At 67.5% G+C, this 15774-nt stretch carries 18 protein-coding genes; 9 read left to right on the top strand and 9 right to left on the bottom strand.

What is annotated here, in order from left to right; genetic code table 11:
* Nucleotides 1–77: 77 nt before the first annotated feature.
* Together ACK4IU_RS06255 and ACK4IU_RS06260 are read left to right on the top strand one after the other, a co-directional pair.
* Nucleotides 78–902, top strand: coding sequence for a YdiY family protein (locus ACK4IU_RS06255; protein ID WP_409732736.1), 825 nt, complete (start codon nt 78–80; stop codon nt 900–902).
* A gap of 354 nt (nt 903–1256) precedes the next feature.
* The gene (locus ACK4IU_RS06260) at nt 1257–1712 is read left to right on the top strand and encodes an MmcB family DNA repair protein (protein WP_409732781.1); all 456 of its coding nucleotides are present in this window, start codon (nt 1257–1259) and stop codon (nt 1710–1712) included.
* A 54-nt stretch (nt 1713–1766) separates the two neighbouring features.
* On the opposite strand, the gene ACK4IU_RS06265 is transcribed toward ACK4IU_RS06260, so the two are convergent.
* The 3 genes from ACK4IU_RS06265 to ACK4IU_RS06275 are packed head-to-tail and all read right to left on the bottom strand — an operon-like array spanning nt 1767 to nt 5866.
* Nucleotides 1767–3977 carry an RNA degradosome polyphosphate kinase gene (locus tag ACK4IU_RS06265; protein ID WP_409732738.1) on the bottom strand — a complete coding sequence of 737 codons (2211 nt, stop codon included), beginning with the start codon at nt 3975–3977 and terminating at the stop codon, nt 1767–1769.
* Between the two features lie 45 nt (nt 3978–4022).
* Nucleotides 4023–4688, bottom strand: a complete 666-nt coding sequence (locus ACK4IU_RS06270; RefSeq protein WP_409732740.1) for a chromosomal replication initiator DnaA — start codon at nt 4686–4688, stop codon at nt 4023–4025.
* Nucleotides 4685–5866: an AI-2E family transporter gene (locus ACK4IU_RS06275; protein ID WP_409732742.1), complete on the bottom strand. Its 1182-nt coding sequence runs from the start codon at nt 5864–5866 to the stop codon at nt 4685–4687. Before ACK4IU_RS06275 ends, ACK4IU_RS06270 begins: the two co-directional genes overlap by 4 nt.
* 221 nt (nt 5867–6087) lie before the next feature.
* Here ACK4IU_RS06275 and ACK4IU_RS06280 point away from each other — a divergent pair, with 221 nt between their 5' ends.
* The 3 genes from ACK4IU_RS06280 to ACK4IU_RS06290 are packed head-to-tail and all read left to right on the top strand — an operon-like array spanning nt 6088 to nt 7518.
* Entirely contained in the window at nt 6088–6363 is a 276-nt protein-coding gene (locus tag ACK4IU_RS06280) for a PepSY domain-containing protein (protein ID WP_409732744.1), read from the top strand.
* A gap of 1 nt (nt 6364) precedes the next feature.
* The gene (locus ACK4IU_RS06285; protein WP_409732746.1) at nt 6365–7009 is read left to right on the top strand and encodes a cytochrome b/b6 domain-containing protein; all 645 of its coding nucleotides are present in this window, start codon (nt 6365–6367) and stop codon (nt 7007–7009) included.
* Entirely contained in the window at nt 7006–7518 is a 513-nt protein-coding gene (locus ACK4IU_RS06290) for a helix-turn-helix transcriptional regulator (protein ID WP_409732748.1), read from the top strand. Before ACK4IU_RS06285 ends, ACK4IU_RS06290 begins: the two co-directional genes overlap by 4 nt.
* Before the next feature lie 29 nt (nt 7519–7547).
* Here ACK4IU_RS06290 and ACK4IU_RS06295 read toward each other — a convergent pair whose 3' ends face one another.
* The 4 genes from ACK4IU_RS06295 to ACK4IU_RS06310 form a co-directional block, all read right to left on the bottom strand.
* The gene (locus tag ACK4IU_RS06295) at nt 7548–8327 is read right to left on the bottom strand and encodes a carbohydrate ABC transporter permease (protein ID WP_409732750.1); all 780 of its coding nucleotides are present in this window, start codon (nt 8325–8327) and stop codon (nt 7548–7550) included.
* The gene (locus ACK4IU_RS06300; protein ID WP_409732752.1) at nt 8324–9172 is read right to left on the bottom strand and encodes a carbohydrate ABC transporter permease; all 849 of its coding nucleotides are present in this window, start codon (nt 9170–9172) and stop codon (nt 8324–8326) included. The genes ACK4IU_RS06295 and ACK4IU_RS06300 overlap by 4 nt, the downstream gene beginning before the upstream one ends.
* Nucleotides 9173–9230: 58 nt before the next feature.
* Nucleotides 9231–9893 carry a PAQR family membrane homeostasis protein TrhA gene (gene trhA, locus ACK4IU_RS06305; protein ID WP_409732754.1) on the bottom strand — a complete coding sequence of 221 codons (663 nt, stop codon included), beginning with the start codon at nt 9891–9893 and terminating at the stop codon, nt 9231–9233.
* Between the two features lie 86 nt (nt 9894–9979).
* Nucleotides 9980–10636 (bottom strand): ThuA domain-containing protein, encoded by a 657-nt coding sequence (locus ACK4IU_RS06310; RefSeq protein ID WP_409732756.1) that lies wholly within the window; start codon nt 10634–10636, stop codon nt 9980–9982.
* Nucleotides 10637–10785: 149 nt separating this feature from the next.
* On the opposite strand from ACK4IU_RS06310, the gene ACK4IU_RS06315 reads away from it, so the two are divergent.
* The 4 genes from ACK4IU_RS06315 to ACK4IU_RS06330 are packed head-to-tail and all read left to right on the top strand — an operon-like array spanning nt 10786 to nt 13079.
* Nucleotides 10786–11232, top strand: a complete 447-nt coding sequence (locus ACK4IU_RS06315) for a hypothetical protein (protein ID WP_409732757.1) — start codon at nt 10786–10788, stop codon at nt 11230–11232.
* A 1-nt stretch (nt 11233) separates the two neighbouring features.
* Nucleotides 11234–11455, top strand: a complete 222-nt coding sequence (locus ACK4IU_RS06320; protein ID WP_409732759.1) for a helix-turn-helix transcriptional regulator — start codon at nt 11234–11236, stop codon at nt 11453–11455.
* A 23-nt stretch (nt 11456–11478) separates the two neighbouring features.
* Complete coding sequence (locus tag ACK4IU_RS06325; RefSeq protein WP_409732761.1) at nt 11479–12120, top strand: DUF2306 domain-containing protein; 642 nt, start codon at nt 11479–11481, stop codon at nt 12118–12120.
* Nucleotides 12117–13079: an NADP-dependent oxidoreductase gene (locus ACK4IU_RS06330; RefSeq protein WP_409732763.1), complete on the top strand. Its 963-nt coding sequence runs from the start codon at nt 12117–12119 to the stop codon at nt 13077–13079. The genes ACK4IU_RS06325 and ACK4IU_RS06330 overlap by 4 nt, the downstream gene beginning before the upstream one ends.
* 50 nt (nt 13080–13129) lie before the next feature.
* On the opposite strand, the gene ACK4IU_RS06335 is transcribed toward ACK4IU_RS06330, so the two are convergent.
* Nucleotides 13130–13711: a DUF998 domain-containing protein gene (locus ACK4IU_RS06335; RefSeq protein ID WP_409732765.1), complete on the bottom strand. Its 582-nt coding sequence runs from the start codon at nt 13709–13711 to the stop codon at nt 13130–13132.
* On the bottom strand, nt 13711–15048 hold the full coding sequence (gene proS, locus ACK4IU_RS06340; RefSeq protein ID WP_409732767.1) for a proline--tRNA ligase: 1338 nt from the start codon (nt 15046–15048) through the stop codon (nt 13711–13713). The genes ACK4IU_RS06335 and proS overlap by 1 nt, the downstream gene beginning before the upstream one ends.
* Between the last annotated feature and the right edge of the window lie 726 nt (nt 15049–15774).

Raw genomic sequence — 15774 nt, forward strand, 5'->3', positions numbered from 1 at the left:
AGCGTTATCAGCGGCTTATCTCTGCCTCACCGAAGCGCGACCATCCCGGTCCCGCTTGCAGAGAATGAGGTTTGACGATGAAAAAGCATCTGTTCCTGACCGTCCCCGCCCTGGCCGTGCTGGCCGTCATGCCGGCCCTGGCGCAGGATATCACCGGCATCCAGAACCTGGACGACCGCATCACCGACATCGAAGAGGACGTGGCCGAGGACATGGCGCGGTCGAACGACGCGGCGCGGTTCGGCTTCCCCGAGTTCAAGCCCGGCTTCAGCGGCAGCGCCTCGCTGGGCTATGTCGCCCGCACCGGCAACACCGAAAGCCAGGAGTTCAACCTCGGTGCCCGCCTGCGCTATGCGGAAGGCAACTGGGTGCAAACCTTCGGTGTCGCCGCCGACTTCGCCGAGGACGCCGGGGTCAAGACCAAGGAGGACCTCTTCGCGGTTTATGACGCGAACTACTATCTGAACGACCGCTTCTACCTGTTCGGTCTGGGCCGCGTGCAGCGCGATGGCCTCGCCTCGACCGCCGACGAGATCGCCCGCGACGGCTTCATCGGCTTCGGTCCGGGCTACCGGGTGGTGAACACCCCCGACATGGCCTGGCGTGTGCAGGCCGGTATCGGCGTGAGCTACCTGAAGGACGGGCTTGGCAATTCCGAGACCGAGACCGGCTACCTGGCCGCCTCGCGGTTCTACTACCAGATCTCGGACGCGGTCTTCCTGACCAACGACACCGACATCCTGTCCTCGGACACCGCGCTGCGGGCCAACAACGACTTCGGCGTGAACTTCAAGATGTCGGACACGCTGTCCACCCGGGTCAGCTATCTGACCGACTACAACGATGCCCGCGGCATCAAGACCGACAACCGTCTTGGTGTCTCGCTGGTGATCGGGTTCTGATTTCCCTCGCCTGATCGCGGCGGGGACGGGGCAGGGCGACCTGCCCCGTTTTCCTTTGCGGGTGGCGGGCCCGCAGCAACCGTGAGGACCGGGGTTTTCCCGAGAGCCAGAGGTCTCAGGTGGGCGCCAGATACCTGGACCAGGATCCAGGCAGAGCCAGCCCCCGTTCGCTTGCTTATCGGCCACTGGAAAATTGGCCCCGCACGCGAGGAGCAGAACCCGCCACCCCGGAACATAGGGCGCGCGCGGCGGAGCTGCAAGCCAAGGGCGGGCCCAAGAACTTTCGGCGAAAATTCTTGGGGTGACCGGCCGCTGGACAGATGTTCACCTTTGGTTCATGATTGGCACATGGACATGCCGGTCGATAGTCCCGAGATCCTGCCCGCCCTTCCGGGCCAGCGCCTGCAAAGGGGCGTCTGCCGTGGCCTGCGCGCGCTGGATTTCGTCTGCGTCGAGGAACTGATCCCCGCCCCCGGCCTGCGGGTGGACGTGATGGCGCTGGGGCCGAAGGGCGAGGTCTGGGTGGTGGAGTGCAAGTCGGGCCGGGCCGATTTCCGCGCCGACCGCAAGTGGCAGGGCTATCTTGACTGGTGCGACCGGTTCTTCTGGGCGGTGGACGCCGATTTCCCGGTCGAGCTTCTGCCCGAGGGCACCGGCCTGATCCTGGCCGATGCCTATGACGCCGAGGTGGTGCGGATGGCGCCCGAGACCCCGCTGGCGGGGGCGCGGCGCAAGCTGGTGCTGCGCACCTTCGCCCGCGCCGCGGCAGGGCGGTTGCAGATGCTGCGCGACCCGGGCGCGGGGGTCTGAGCGGGGCCAAATCTGTCCGAAGAGATTTGCAAATTCCTTAGAGGGAATTTGGCGCTATTGCGCAGCGTCCGCCACGGCGCTGCCGGCATCGTCATCCTTGACCGGGATCAGCCGGGGCGCATCCTTGGCGCCCGCCGTGCCCCGCCCCGAGAGCGAGGGGTTTTCCATGAAGAACTGGTGGCAGTTGAACAGCTTTGCCCCTTCGCCGCCCAGGTCGCGGGCATAGGTGCCGTCCGGCGCGAGGATCCAGCTTTGCGCCTCGTCCTGCAGGTTGGCGGCCATGATCTGCGACAGGATCTGGCTTTTTACCGTGGGGTTCAGCGCCTCGACCAGGGTTTCCACCCGGCGGGTGAGATTGCGGCCCATCCAGTCGGCCGAGGAGAAGAACACCCGCGCCTTCTTGGCAGGCAGGCCGTGACCGTTGCCGAAACAGACGATCCGGGAATGTTCGAGGAAACGCCCGACGATCGACTTGACGCGGATGTTTTCCGACAGGCCCTTGATCCCCGGCCGCAGCCCGCAGATGCCGCGGATAACCAGGCTGATCTTCACCCCTGCCTGGCTGGCGGCATAGAGCGCGTCGATCACGTCGGGTTCGATCAGGCTGTTCATCTTGGCCCAGATCTCGGCCGGGCGGCCGGCGCGGGCGTGGTCGGCCTCGGCCGCGATCAGCTCCAGGAGCCGCGGCTTCAGCGTGATGGGCGAGATGGCCAGGTTCTCCAGCCCCTGCGGCTGCACATAGCCCGAGAGGTAGTTGAAAACCTTGGTCGCGTCGCGGCCGAGCGCGGGGTCGCAGGTGAAGAAAGACAGGTCGGTGTAGATCCGCGCGGTGATCGGATGGTAGTTGCCGGTGCCGTAATGGGTATAGGTCACCAGGTGGTCGCCCTCGCGCCGGACGACCGTGCTGATCTTGGCGTGGGTCTTGTAGTTGACGAAGCCATAGACGACATGGGCGCCCGCGCGTTCCAGCCGGCGCGACTGGCGGATGTTCGCGGCCTCATCGAAGCGGGCCTTCAGTTCCACCAGCGCGGTGACCGACTTGCCCGATTCCGCCGCCTCGCAGAGCGCCGAGACGATCGGGCTGTCCCAGGAGGTGCGGTAGAGCGTCTGCTTGATCGCCAGCACGTTCGGGTCGCGCGCCGCCTGTTCCAGGAAGCGGATGACCATGTCGAAGGTCTCGTAGGGGTGATGCAGCAGCATGTCCTTCTGCCGGATCGCGGCGAACATGTCGCCGTCGTGATCCGTCACCCGTTCCGGCACGCGCGGCGTGAAGGGAGGCCACATCAGGTCCTTGCGGCTGGGCAGGATCAGTTCCTTCAGGTCCGCGACACCCAGGAGGCCCTTGACCTCGACCACCTCGTCCTCGGTGACGGCGAGTTCCTCCATGATCAGCGCGCGCAGTTCCTCGGGTGCGCCTGCAGACAGCTTCAACCGGATGACCTCGCCCCGGCGGCGGCGTTTCAGCGCGGTCTCGAATTCGCGGACCAGATCCTCGGCCTCGTCCTCGACCTCGAGGTCGCTGTCGCGCAGCACGCGGAAGGTGCAATGGCCCCGGTCGGTATAGCCGGGGAACAGCATGTCGAGGTGCAGGAGCAAGAGCTCTTCCAGCGGCAGAAAGCGGTATTCGCCCTCTTTCCCCGGCAGGGGGACGAAGCGGGCGATCTGCTGGGGCACGGGCAGGAGCGCCTTCAGCTGGCGGTGGTCCGTTACCCGTTCCAGTTCCAGCGCCAGGCTGAAGCCGGTGTTCGGTATGAAGGGGAACGGGTGCGCGGGGTCGATGGCCAGCGGCGACAGCACCGGAAAGACGTTCGACAGGAAATGCGACTCGAGGTGCTTCAGGTCGCGCGCGTTCAGCCTGGAGCGCGACACGATGCTGATGCCCTCGGTCTCCATCTCCTTGCGCAGACGGTTGAAGGTGGTCTGCTGGGTCTGCATCAGCCGCCGCGCGTCGGCATTGATCAGGTGCAGCTGCTCGGCCGGGCTGCGGCCGTCCTCGGACAGGGTGGCATTTCCGGTGCGCACCAGAGCGCGCAGGCCGGCCACGCGGACGGTGTAGAACTCGTCCAGGTTGGTGGCCGAGATCGACAGGAAGCGCAGCCGTTCCAGAAGCGGCACCGCCGGGTTAGCGGCCTCTTCCAGGACGCGCCAGTTGAAGGCCAGCCAGGACAGTTCGCGGTTGAAGAAGCGGCCCGGGCCGGCGGTTTCCGCGAAGGGAAGCTCGACGGGGGCGGGGAAGGCGGAGTGGAGGAAATCGGCCTGGGTCATGACGGGCATATGCCGTGCGGTTCGTGAAGCTATCGTGACAGTCTTTCACTCCTGCTCGGCCCTGTCCAGAAAGGCTGCGGCCAGCGCACGGGTGATCGGCCGACCCTCGGCCAGGGCACGGGCGTCGAGCGCGGCCACCAGCGCCCGCGCGGCGCCGATCGACCGGGGCATCCGGCTGACCAGGTAGGGGATCAGGTTGCCGGGCACCGCGACCTGCCGGTCGGCGAACAGCTTGACCAGCACGGCGGACAAGAGCGCGTCGTCGGGCGCCTCCAGCCGGGCGATCTGGGTGGCCTGCATCCGGCTGAGCAGGTCGGGCAGGCCGAGGCCCCAGTCGCGCGGTGGCCTGCGCGCGGTCATGAGCAGGGCCGCGCCCGAGGTGGCCAGGTTATGCAGGTGGAAGAGGCGGGTCTCGGCCGGTCCGACGCGGTCTGCGTCCTCGACCACCACGGGGCGGCCGGACAGGGCGGCAAGGTCGGTTTCGGCCAGCGCCTCGGCCGCCAGGATCTCGGCCCCGGCCAGCGCGGCCCAGACATGGGCGAGATGGGTCTTGCCCGACCCCTCGGGGCCGAGGATCAGCAGCTTCCGGCCTGGCCAGTCCTGCCAGTGTTCGACGATCTGCAAGGCAAGCGCGTTCGACGGCGCGACGAAGAACGCATCGCGGGTCATCGCCTCGGCGGCCGGCAGGTCGAAGGCCAGCTGGCGGATCACGCGCCGGGGCCCGGTCCGGCGGTGTCGGGGCGCGCGGCATCCGCGCCGGCAGATCCCGCCTTCTGCTTGCGGCGACGCTTCGGAGCCTCGGCCGCGACGGTGAAGCTTGGGCCTTGCGCCGCGAGCCCGGCCCGGCCCTGATAGAGCAGGCTCGCCCGGTATTGCTCGATCGCAAAGCGGGTCAGAACCCCGATCGAGGCGGCGACCGGCACCGCGACCAGCATGCCGACGAAGCCGAAGATGGTTCCGAAGGCCGACAGAGCGAACAGGAGCCAGACCGGGTGCAAGCCGACCGACTTTCCCACGAGACGCGGAGTCAGGATGTTGCCCTCGACGAACTGGCCGATGGCGAAGATCGCCGCGATCAGTCCGATCTGCAACCAGTCGCCCCAGAACTGGAACAGCGCCAGCCCGATGGCCAGGACCCCGCCGACGATCGAGCCGACATAGGGAATGAAGGTGATGGCCCCGGCAATCGCGCCGACGATGACGCCGAATTGCAGGCCGGCCGCCATCAGGGCTATCGCGTAGAAGGTGCCCAGCGTGATGCAGACCGAGACCTGGCCGCGCACGAAGCCCGCCAGCACCGCGTCGATCTCGCGCGCGAGGCGGCGGATCGTGGGGGCGTGGTCCAGCGGCAGCATCGAATCGATCCGGGCCACCATCTTGTCCCAGTCGAGCAACAGGTAGAAGGCCACCACCGGCACGACGACGACGAACAGGACGACCGAGATCACCCCCAGCGCCGAGGACAGGATGCCCTGTGCCAGCTCGGCTCCCCGGGCCTGGATGGCCAGGCCGATCTCGGACAGCGTCTGCCGGATGGTCGAGGTGGAATCGGCCAGGTCGGGGAACCGTTGCAGCAGGAAGTCCTGCAACTGGCGGCTGATGTCGGGCGCGGCGTTGACCAGGGCCTTCAGCTGGTTCACCAGCGTCGGGATTACGGCCAGGACCATGAGCACGACCAGCAGCAGCGCCAAAAGCGAGATGACCGAGGTTGCGGCGACCCGGCTGAGGCCCATCCGCTCCAGCCGGTCGGCGACGGGATCGAGGAAATAGGCGATGGCCCCGCCGACGATGAAGGGCAGAAGCACGTTGCCGAGAAGCCAGAGCAGCACCAGGAACACCGCCGCGGCGATTGCCCAGTAACGGATCTGGTCTTTCGTGGCCAATGCCATGCGGGCGGTCCTTCTGGCGTGTCCCCTCATATCGCCGGTGGCGGGCAGGCGCGCAAGGGGAGGGCCGGCGGAAAGCCGCTGTCAGCCGGCGCTTAGGACACACGGGGTAAGCGGCCCCGGGATGGCCGCGCCGTGCCGTCCGGGTCAGGAAGCGGCATCCGGGACGCGGTGTCCCGGGTCCGGCCTGCCGAAGCGGGCAGGCCCAACCGAAAGGCAAGACGATGAAGAACAGGTTCCTCTCGATGATCGTTTTCGCGGCCCTGCCGCTGGCCGCACCGGTTGCCGCGCTGGCTATGCCTGCCGTCGGCGACATGATCGGCACGGATGCCGAAACCGCCAAGGCGGCCCTGGAAAAGGCCGGCTGCCCGGTGAAAAGCTTTGAGGCCGAGGGCGGCAAGGTCGAAGCCCAGTGCACGGACGCCGCCACCGGCAAGCTGATGGAGGTCTATATCGACCCGGCGTCGGGCAAGGTCACCGAGATCAAGGAAAAGGACTGACATGGCCTCCCCCCGGATCCTGGCCGGAACGGCCGCCGAGACCCCGCCCACGCTGTGGGATCCCGTCGTGCGCGTCACGCATTGGGGCATTGCCGCTTCCGTGCTGCTGAACGCGCTGCTCGATGAAGGCGGAAGCGTGTTGCACGTCACGGTCGGCTGGATCGTCATGGCGCTTCTGCTCCTGCGGATGGTCTGGGGGGTGCTCGGCCCGGTCGAGGCCCGCTTCTCGGCCTTTCCGCCGAACCCGCTGGCGGCCCTGCGCCATCTGCGCCAGCTGGCCGCCGGTCGGGTGCGGCACTACCCCTCGCACAACCCGGCCGGGGCCCTGATGGCCTATGCATTCTGGGCCACGCTGGCGGTCGTCACGATCACCGGGCTGGTCATGACCGGCGGTGCGACACCGATGCAGGTCGCCGCGGACAAGGCGGCAGTTGCATCCGGCGACTGGTCTGCTTTGATCCGTGAAGGGGAAGGCGCGTCCGACGAGGACGAATCCCTCGGAAAGGCAGCCAAGGAGGTGCACGACGTGGCAGCGAACCTGTTGCTGATCCTGGCGGCCCTGCATGTCGCCGGGGTGGCCCTGGAAAGCCGCGCTAAGCGGCGGAACCTTGTGGCCGCGATGCTGATCGGCAAGCGGCAGCGATGAGCTTCGGCCCGGACATCCTGGTCTCGGGGCGCCGCCAGATCGTGGCGCTCTCGATCTTCCTCGTGATCCAGACGCTCGGCACGGTGTTCTACGTCGGCGACGTGATCGCCGATCTGCGGGAAGCCCCGGCCTCGGCGCATTTCATCTTCGAGGCCATCGTCACCGCCGCACTGGTGCTGGGGGTGATCCTCGGCACCTTCGCGCTGCGCCGGACGATCGAGCTTCTGCGCTCGCAGGAGCAGGCGCTGGCCGTGGCGCGCGGGGCCCTGTCAGAAGTGATCGAGGGCCAGTTCGACGCCTGGGCGCTGACGCCGGCCGAACGCGATGTCGGCCTTCTGGCACTGAAGGGGCTTGACGTGGCCGAGATCGCCGAGCTGCGCGGCGCGGCTCAGGGAACGGTGCGGGCGCAGCTGACGCGGATCTACTCCAAGGCGGGCGTCTCGGGCCGCGCGCAGTTTGCAGCCATTTTCGTCGAGGACCTGCTGGGCGGCGGGCTGAAGGCGGCATGACCCGGAATTCTTCGCCGAAGAATTCCGGGTCATGCCCGCAGCGTGAAGCCGCGTGCGAGGTGACGGCGGACGAACCAGATCATCGCCACGCCCGGCACCAGCGACAGGCAGGTCATCGCCATCACCTTGCCGATGTCGATCTGAAAGCCGAACATCGCCTGGATCGCCATGGTGATCGGCTTGCCCCCCGTGACTGTCAGGATGCGGGCGAAGACCACCTCGACCCAGGAGAAGATGAAGCAGAAGAAGGCCGCGACGCCGATGCCCGGCGCGATCTGCGGGATCAGGTGGCGGAAGAAGAAGGAAGGGCCGGAATGGCCGTCGAGCCAGGCGGTCTCGTCGAACTCCCTCGGGACGGCGCGGATGAAGCTTTCCAGGATCCAGATGGCGACGGGCAGGTTGAAGAGGCAATGCACCAGCGCGATCCCGACGGGAGAGTTCACCAGGCCGAAGCGGCTGAACAGGATGAAGATCGGCAGCGACAGCACCACCGGCGGGGTGACGCGGAAGACGAGGATCGCCATGAGGAAATGCCGGTCGCCCGTGAAGCGGAAGCGGGCGAGCGCATAGGCCGCGGGCAGGGCGATGGCAAGGCAGAGCGCCACGTTCAGCACGACATAGACGAAGGAATTGACCATCGCCGCGCGGAGTTCCGGCGTGGCCAGCACGTTGCGATAGTTCATCAGGCCCAGGCTGCCCTCGGCCACCGTCCCGGTCGGCAGGGTGGCGGTCAGGCTCAGGATCACCGCCTGGGCGAGGGGCAGGAGGATGAAGCCGGCGAGTGCCAGAAGGGCGAGCGCGCGAATCATGCCTCGCGCCTGCGGGTGGCGGCGACGAAGGCCCAGACCACGGCCAGCACGATCAGGAAGTAGAGCGTCGCGCGCGCGGCGGCCTGGCCATAGGAGAAGCCCTTGATTTCCTCGCCGAGCTCGATCGACAGGAAGCGGGTCGCGTCCTGCGGGCCGCCGGCGTTGATCGCGAAGGCCTCGGTGTAGATCATGAAGCTGTCCACGAAGCGCAGGAGGAACACGATGGCCAGCGCGCCGCCGAGCCGCGGCAGTTCGATGTGCCGGAACACCGACCAGCGCGAGGCGCCGTCGATGGCCGCGGCCTGGCGGAAGGCGGGTGGGATGGCGAAAAGGCCGGCATAGGCCAGGACCACGACCAGGCCCAGCCAGTGCCAGGTGTCCATCGTCAGGATCAGTGCCCAGCTGTGCGAGCCGGTGAACTTCCAGTCGAAGCCCAGCGCAGCGAGCCCCGGCCCGATCAGCCCGGTCTGGGGCTGCACCAGCCCGAGCCAGAGCATGGGGATCATGTTCCAGGGCACGACCAGCGGCAGCGCGACCAGCATCAGCCCCCAGACCGCGTGCCGCCCGTAGCCCATGAGCAGCAGCGCCACCGCGATCCCCAACGGCACCTGGATCGCCAGCGCGAGGGCGGAGAAGAGGAGGCTCCGCCCCAGCGAGGCGAGAAAGCGGTCCGATCCCAGGATGTCGGCGAACCACTGCACCCCCACCCAGTGCACGTCCGACAGGGTGAAGATGTCGTGGAAGCCGTAGTTGACGACCGCGAGCAAGGGCAGCCCTCCGACCAGCGCCAGAAGCAGGCAGGCCGGGGCGATCAGGAACCAGGCGCGGTTGTCATGGGGGCGCATCGCGGGCCAGAGCATCGCGAGGGCCGGGGGATGTCAACCCCGCACGGACGGTCCGCCTTCAGGCGACGGCGACGGCGATGGCGGCGAAATGCAGCGCGGCGGCCACGGCGACGAAAAGGTGCCAGATCGCGTTCTGGAAGCGCAGCCGTTCCCAGACATAGAAGGCCACGCCTGACACATAAGTCACCCCGCCCGCCACCAGCAGCCAGAGCGAGGCGGTGGGCAGCGCCGCGATCACCGGGCCGGCGGCGATCACCCCCACCCAGCCCAGGAGCACATAGGCCAGGATCGACAGCCTGTCATAGCGGCCGGGCAGGGCGACCTTGACGACGATCCCCAGTGCCGCCCCGGTCCAGACCACGGCGCCCAGCGTCCAGGCCCAGGCGGGGCTGTCCAGATGCGGGATGACGGCGGTGTAGGTGCCGGCGATCATGACGTAGATCATCGAATGGTCGAACCGCCGCAGAAGCCACTTCAGCGCCGAGGGCGGCGTCATGTTGTAGGCCAGCGAAAAGCCCCACATCAGGAAGAACCCCGCCGCATAGACCGTCAGCGCCGCAAAGGTGCCCGGCCCCGCGTTCTGAAGCCCATGGAAGAGAAGCAGCGGAAAGGCGATCAGCCCGGCCAGAAGCGCCAGCGCATGCACGATGCCGTCGGCCAGCAGTTCGGCCAGCGACAGATCGCGTTTGGTCATGCGGTGATGATCGGCGGGCAGGGTCATGGCACCAGTCTTGCAGGCAAATGTTGCCAAAGCATGACCGGGACAAGGCGCAAGGCCAAGTCACCTTCGCCTGATGTGACGTAATGTCAGCCCCGCCGCGCCGCCCAGAGCAGGCCGCGCCGCATCAGCTCGGCCGCCGGGCCATGGTCGATGACATTCTTCTGGTGGCCGAGCGCGTTGTAATAGACCCGCCCCGCGCCATAGCCCTTGGTGAAGACGACCGGCATCGCGACGGGTCCGTTCACCGCATGCGGCCCGTCCACCACCGGGAAGTCGCAGACCGCATGGACCTTCACCACGGGATCGACATGCAGGTAATACTGTTCGGTCTTCACCGTGAAATCGCCCACCCCCGCCACCAGCGGGTCGTCCGAGACGATGCGGACGCCGTATTCCACACCGTCGTTCCCCGGATGCGCTACCCATTGCGCGCCGGTCAGGAACTGCCAGTCCACATTCTCGCGGAAGGCATCGCACATGCCGCCGTGGCAACCCGCGATCCCGGTGCCCGCCGCAACGGCGGCGCAGACGTTCAGCGCCTGTTCCTTGGCGATCTTCGACATGGTCCAGACCGGCACGATCAGGTCATACCCCCTGACCGCTTCGGCATCGTCAAAGCAGGCGAGGCTGTCGGTGAGCGTGACCTCCATCCCCGCCGTGCGCAGCCAGTCGGCAAACATCGGGCCGACCTTCTCGGGCTCGTGCCCCTCCCATCCGCCCCAGGTGACCAGTGCCCGTGCCATGCCGCCTCCGCTTGTCTGCGCCGCAGGCTAGGCAGAGCGCGGGGCGGGGTCAATCCGTGACGGCAGGTATGGAAAGCCTGACACAATGTAAAATAATCTTTACTCCATGTCTGCCCTGGCATACCAAGCCGACAAGAATGGAGGCCCCGATGTCCTATGGCGAGCGCGAAGCCCTGTCCGGTCTGGTCACCAGCCTGATCGTGATCGTCCTGTTCCTGTGGCAGCTGTCCGGCCAGACGGCCGCCGGGGCCTTCGACGGGCCCGAGGGGCTGAGGCTCTGGGCGCGGTCGGTTCTGCTGCTGATCGGCTGGTCGATCGGCATCGCGATCGCGGTGGCCATCCTGTCCGCCGTCCTGCACGGCATCCTGACCGGCGAAAAGCCCGACGACCGCCGCGACGAGCGCGACCGCGACATCGACCGCCGCGCGCTGACCTGGGCCTGGTATCTGTTGTCCTTCGGGCTTCTGGGAATCATCGTGGGCCTCGCCCTTGGCGATACCGCGTTCAAGGCGATGAACACGGTCCTGGCGCTGTGCCTTCTGTCCGAGGCCTTCAAGGACGCGGCCAAGGTGATGCTCTACCGGCGCGGGGCCTGAGATGGCCCGTCCCGCCGGCCGCATCGAGAACCGCATCCGCCGCCTGCGCTTCGACGCCGGGGAAATGACGCAGAAGGACCTTGCCGACCGGGTGGGAGTCACCCGGCAGACCATCCTCGCCATCGAGAACGGCAAGTATTTCCCGACGCTCGAACTTGCCTTCCGCATCGCCCGCACCTTCGGGGTCGGGCTGGAGGACGTCTTCACCTTCCACGACGACTGACCCGATTCTTCCAGGAGACCGCCATGATCCGCCTGTTTCAGCGGCCGAACCCGCTTGCCTTCGGCCTTGCCGTCTTCAGCGCCGTCCCGGTGCTGATCGCGCTGGTCGAGGTCGTCCAGATCCCCACCGGCACCTATCCCGAGGACAGCGCGCGCCTGGCCGTCGCCCCGGTCGCCTGGTTCGCCCATGTCCTGACGGCGGTGGCCTTCGGCGTCACCGGACCGCTGCAATTTGTCCGGGCGTTGCGCCACCGCTTCGGGGCGCTGCACCGGCTGGCGGGCCGGATCTTCGTGATTTCCGGTGCGGTTCTGGGCCTGTCGGGCCTGGCGCTTCTGGCGCAGGTGGCGCATGTGCGGACGCCGCTGGCCGAAGGTGCGCGCGGCCTGTTCGGTCTGGCGCTGCTGGCCGCGCTTGCCTGCGCGATGGCGGCGATCCGGGATGGTGACATCCCGCGCCATCGCGCCTGGATCATCCGTGCCTATGCGATCGGCATGGGGTCGGGGGCCATCGCGCTGGTGTTCTTCCCGATCTACGTCCTTGCGGGACGGGCGCCGGATGGGATCGCCGCCGACATCCTGTTCATCGGTGCCTGGGCCATGACCATCGGCATCGCCGAACTGATCCTGCGCCGGCCTTCTCGCCCTCTGTCGCGGAGGCCGGCATGAGGGTCGCCAGTTACACCGCCTATGGCGGGCCGGAAACCATCGTCATCCGCGAGGCCGCGGTCCCGGTCCCCGCGGCCGGAGAGGTGCTGGTCCGCGTCCACGCCGCCCCGGTCACGGCCGGCGACGCCCGTCTGCGCTCTGGCCGCGTGCCACGCGGGCTGGGGCCGATGCTGCGGCTTGCGATCGGCCTGACCCGCCCGCGTGTCGCCCCTGGCTGGGCCTTCTCGGGCGAGGTTGCGGCCCTTGGCCCCGGTGTCGCCGGTTTCACGCCGGGGCAGAGGGTCTTCGGCCTGACCGGCTTCAAGGGCGGAGCGCACCGCGACCATCTGGTGATCCGCGCCGATGGCCGGATCCTGCCCCTGCCCGAGACGCTGAACCACCTGACCGGCGCGGCCTTCTTCTTCGGCGGGCTGACCGCAGCCGAGTTCCTGATCGACCGGGCGAAGCTTGCGCCGGGAGAGCGACTTCTGGTCTGCGGTGCCACGGGCGCGGTCGGCGGGGCGGCGGTGCAGATCGGGCGGCACCTAGGGGCAGAGGTCAGTGCGACGGCCTCGCATGTCAACCATCCTCTGGCCCGCGATCTGGGGGCAGAGGCGGTGACCGATTACCGCGATGCCCCGCCGCCGGGGCCATTCGACGTGATCCTCGACGTGATGGGCCGGCTTGGTAGGGCGGGCGCGTGGCCGCTGCTCGCCCCCGGCGGCCGCTATGTGCAGATCACCGCCAGCCTGGCCGAGTTCTTGGGGGCGAGCCTGCGGCCGGTCCGGGAGGGGCGCCGGATCATCACCGGTTCCAACAAGGACGACCTGCCGTCGATGCGTCGCCTGGTCGCGCTGCATCGTGCCGGGGGCTACACGCCTGCGCTTGGACCTGTCCTGCCTTTCGAACGGCTGGCCGAAGCCCATGCCATCGCCGAGAGCTTTCACAAGCCCGGCAATTTGGTCGTGACGATGGACTGACCACCGGCGCGACATCGGCGCGCCGTTCGCGGCCCGGGGCGTTGAGACGACTAAAGCGGCGGTAGGGTCAGCGTGGCCAGCAGGAACCACAGTGCCGTTGCATACAGGAACACCCGCTCCGCCAGCCCGAACCAGGGGCGAAGGCCGGGCGAGGTGGTCAGGACCACGGCCAGGAAGGCCGCGCTGATGACCAGTTTCAGGACCTCGTCGCCCACCGACCGCCAGCCCTCGTGCAGGGCCACCAGATGCGGCGTCGCCTCGACCACCGCCATGTAGGCCGCGGTGAAGGCCAGCAGCGTCGCGGCCCGGTGCAGGTTCCCCCGCCGGGTGCGGCGGGTGCCGTGCGGGTCGTTCTGCCAGATCGCGATCCCCAGCCGCCCCAGCGCGACGAGCGCAAGGTAGACCGTGACGGCCAGCGGAAAGTCCGGCTCGCCAGAGACATGGACCTGCCAGGCCAGGATCGGTGGCGCGATGCAGCCCGCGACCAGGTAGATACGGAACAGCCGCGCCGTGCGGCCAAGGCCGTATTCGCTGACGGGCTTGGCAAAGGGCCGCTGGTCCCGGTTCAGCACCTGGAACGACAGAAGGAACATAAGGTCGAGGCCGTACAGCGCGGCCGCGACCCGTTCCATCAGCGCCCGGCGTAGATCTGCGCGATCCGGTCGACGGCGGCCTCCGGGGAGACCTCCTCGGATTCGCCTGTGCGGCGGCAGGTCAGTTCCACCACCCCGTTCGCCAGGCCCCGCGGCCCGACGGTGATCCGCCAGGGCAGGCCGATCAGGTCCATCGTGGCGAACTTCGCCCCCGCCCGTTCGTCGCGGTCGTCATACAGCGCCTCAAGCCCCTTGGCGGCGAGGGCCTTGTAAAGCCCTTCGCAGGCCGCATCGGCCGCGCTGTCGCCCTGCTTGAGGTTCACGATCCCGACCGGGAAAGGCGTCACGCCTTCCGGCCAGATGATGCCCTTGTCGTCGTGGCTTGCCTCGATGATCGCGCCCAGGAGGCGGCTGACGCCGATCCCGTGGCTGCCCATCTCGACCGGGACCTTGGTGCCCTCGGCGGTCGTCACCTCGGCCCCCATCGCGGCGGAATACTTGGTGCCGAAGTAGAAGATCTGCCCGACCTCAATGCCGCGGCCGACCTTGCGGTGGGCTTCGGGCACCTGGGCGAAGATCGCCTCGTCATGGGTTTCGTCGGTGCGGGCGTAGAGGGTGGTGAACTCCTCGCAGACTTTCGCCACCTGGGCGCGGTCGTCGTAGTCGATGTCCCGCTGGCCCAGTTTCAGCTGCGTCACGCGGTCGTCGTAGAAGACCTCGGACTCGCCGGTCTGCGCCAGCACCAGGAATTCATGCGTGTTGTCGCCGCCGATCGGGCCCGAAGCCGCGCGCATCGGGATCGCGGTCAGGCCCATGCGTTCGTAGGTGCGCAGATAGCTGACCATGTGGCGGTTGTAGGCATGCAGCGCCGCTTCCTTGTCCACGTCGAAGTTGTAGCCGTCCTTCATCAGGAACTCGCGCCCGCGCATCACGCCGAAGCGCGGCCGCATCTCGTCGCGGAACTTCCACTGGATGTGGTAGAGCGTCAGCGGCAGGTCCTTGTAGCTGTTCACATGGGACCGGAAGATGTCGGTGATCATCTCCTCGTTCGTGGGGCCGTAGAGAAGCTCGCGCTTCTGGCGGTCGGTGATGCGCAGCATCTCCTCGCCGTAGTCGCCATACCGGCCCGACTCGCGCCAGAGGTCGGCGGGCTGGATCGTCGGCATGAGAAGCGGGATGTGCCCGGCGCGGATCTGTTCCTGGTGGACGATCTCCTCGATCCGACGCAGGACCCGGTAGCCGAGCGGCAGCCAGGAATAGATGCCGGCGGCCTGCTGCTTGATCATGCCGGCCCGCAGCATGTAGCGGTGGCTGACGATCTGCGCCTCGGCGGGGTTTTCCTTGAGGACGGGGAGGAAGTAGCGGGACAGACGCATCTTCGGGCCTTTGCCAATGGGGTCCCGGGTTTCCTAGCGGGTCGGGCGCGGGCAGGCAAGTGTCCACGGTGGACATTTCCGGATTGTTGTTTGATCGCAATGGGTTGGTCGTGGGAGTTTACCGGGCGGCAAGGATGATTTCGGGGGTGACATTGGGGAAGTGTGACGCCGGGTTGCCCCCCACCCCCATCCCCTCCCCACGAGGGGGAGGGGAGGCGCGTCGGGACGCCGGGGTGCAAGGCTGACCGCGACCGGCATGCGGGGGGTGAGACGCGGCCCCGGCTTGCCGGGGCGAAAACGGTCCAGTGGACCGTTTTCAGCGTCGAACGCCCGAGGCCGCTGCCGAGGGCCGGGAGGGAGGGCGCGGTGAGATTTGCTTTGGGCAAAGCTGACGGTGTGGAATCGTGCATTTGCTTCCATGCATTTCGACACTTTCGTCAAATATTGCCGGCCAAGTCGTGCAGATATTCGATAAACTCATACTCTGAAGTGTGGACTTGGCCATCGGCATCAACAACACTACGCGCGGCTTTCAAAAAGCGCTCGAGCTGCCTACCATAAAGACGGCGGTTCCCAATACTTTGGAGTAACTCAAACAACCCATCTTCTAGGGTCAGGACCCATTGATCATCCGCTCGCGGCGTGATTCAGCCTCCGCAGGGAGACTGGATCATGAGCAACCTTTTCTGGCTGACCGATGCGCAGATGGCCCGTTTGCAGCCCTTC

The organism is Tabrizicola flagellatus, from assembly GCF_046295235.1.
Classification (GTDB): domain Bacteria; phylum Pseudomonadota; class Alphaproteobacteria; order Rhodobacterales; family Rhodobacteraceae; genus Tabrizicola; species Tabrizicola flagellata_A.

Coding starts and splice junctions, on each gene's coding strand:
- ACK4IU_RS06265 (WP_409732738.1), bottom strand. CDS start 3,977: ATGACCCAGGCCGATTTCCTCCACTCCGCCTTCCCCGCCCCCGTCGAG.
- ACK4IU_RS06255 (WP_409732736.1), top strand. CDS start 78: ATGAAAAAGCATCTGTTCCTGACCGTCCCCGCCCTGGCCGTGCTGGCC.
- ACK4IU_RS06280 (WP_409732744.1), top strand. CDS start 6,088: ATGAAGAACAGGTTCCTCTCGATGATCGTTTTCGCGGCCCTGCCGCTG.
- ACK4IU_RS06290 (WP_409732748.1), top strand. CDS start 7,006: ATGAGCTTCGGCCCGGACATCCTGGTCTCGGGGCGCCGCCAGATCGTG.
- ACK4IU_RS06315 (WP_409732757.1), top strand. CDS start 10,786: ATGTCCTATGGCGAGCGCGAAGCCCTGTCCGGTCTGGTCACCAGCCTG.
- ACK4IU_RS06325 (WP_409732761.1), top strand. CDS start 11,479: ATGATCCGCCTGTTTCAGCGGCCGAACCCGCTTGCCTTCGGCCTTGCC.
- trhA (WP_409732754.1), bottom strand. CDS start 9,893: ATGACCCTGCCCGCCGATCATCACCGCATGACCAAACGCGATCTGTCG.
- ACK4IU_RS06275 (WP_409732742.1), bottom strand. CDS start 5,866: ATGGCATTGGCCACGAAAGACCAGATCCGTTACTGGGCAATCGCCGCG.
- ACK4IU_RS06285 (WP_409732746.1), top strand. CDS start 6,365: ATGGCCTCCCCCCGGATCCTGGCCGGAACGGCCGCCGAGACCCCGCCC.
- ACK4IU_RS06335 (WP_409732765.1), bottom strand. CDS start 13,711: ATGGAACGGGTCGCGGCCGCGCTGTACGGCCTCGACCTTATGTTCCTT.
- ACK4IU_RS06310 (WP_409732756.1), bottom strand. CDS start 10,636: ATGGCACGGGCACTGGTCACCTGGGGCGGATGGGAGGGGCACGAGCCC.
- proS (WP_409732767.1), bottom strand. CDS start 15,048: ATGCGTCTGTCCCGCTACTTCCTCCCCGTCCTCAAGGAAAACCCCGCC.
- ACK4IU_RS06260 (WP_409732781.1), top strand. CDS start 1,257: ATGCCGGTCGATAGTCCCGAGATCCTGCCCGCCCTTCCGGGCCAGCGC.
- ACK4IU_RS06330 (WP_409732763.1), top strand. CDS start 12,117: ATGAGGGTCGCCAGTTACACCGCCTATGGCGGGCCGGAAACCATCGTC.
- ACK4IU_RS06320 (WP_409732759.1), top strand. CDS start 11,234: ATGGCCCGTCCCGCCGGCCGCATCGAGAACCGCATCCGCCGCCTGCGC.
- ACK4IU_RS06295 (WP_409732750.1), bottom strand. CDS start 8,327: ATGATTCGCGCGCTCGCCCTTCTGGCACTCGCCGGCTTCATCCTCCTG.
- ACK4IU_RS06300 (WP_409732752.1), bottom strand. CDS start 9,172: ATGCGCCCCCATGACAACCGCGCCTGGTTCCTGATCGCCCCGGCCTGC.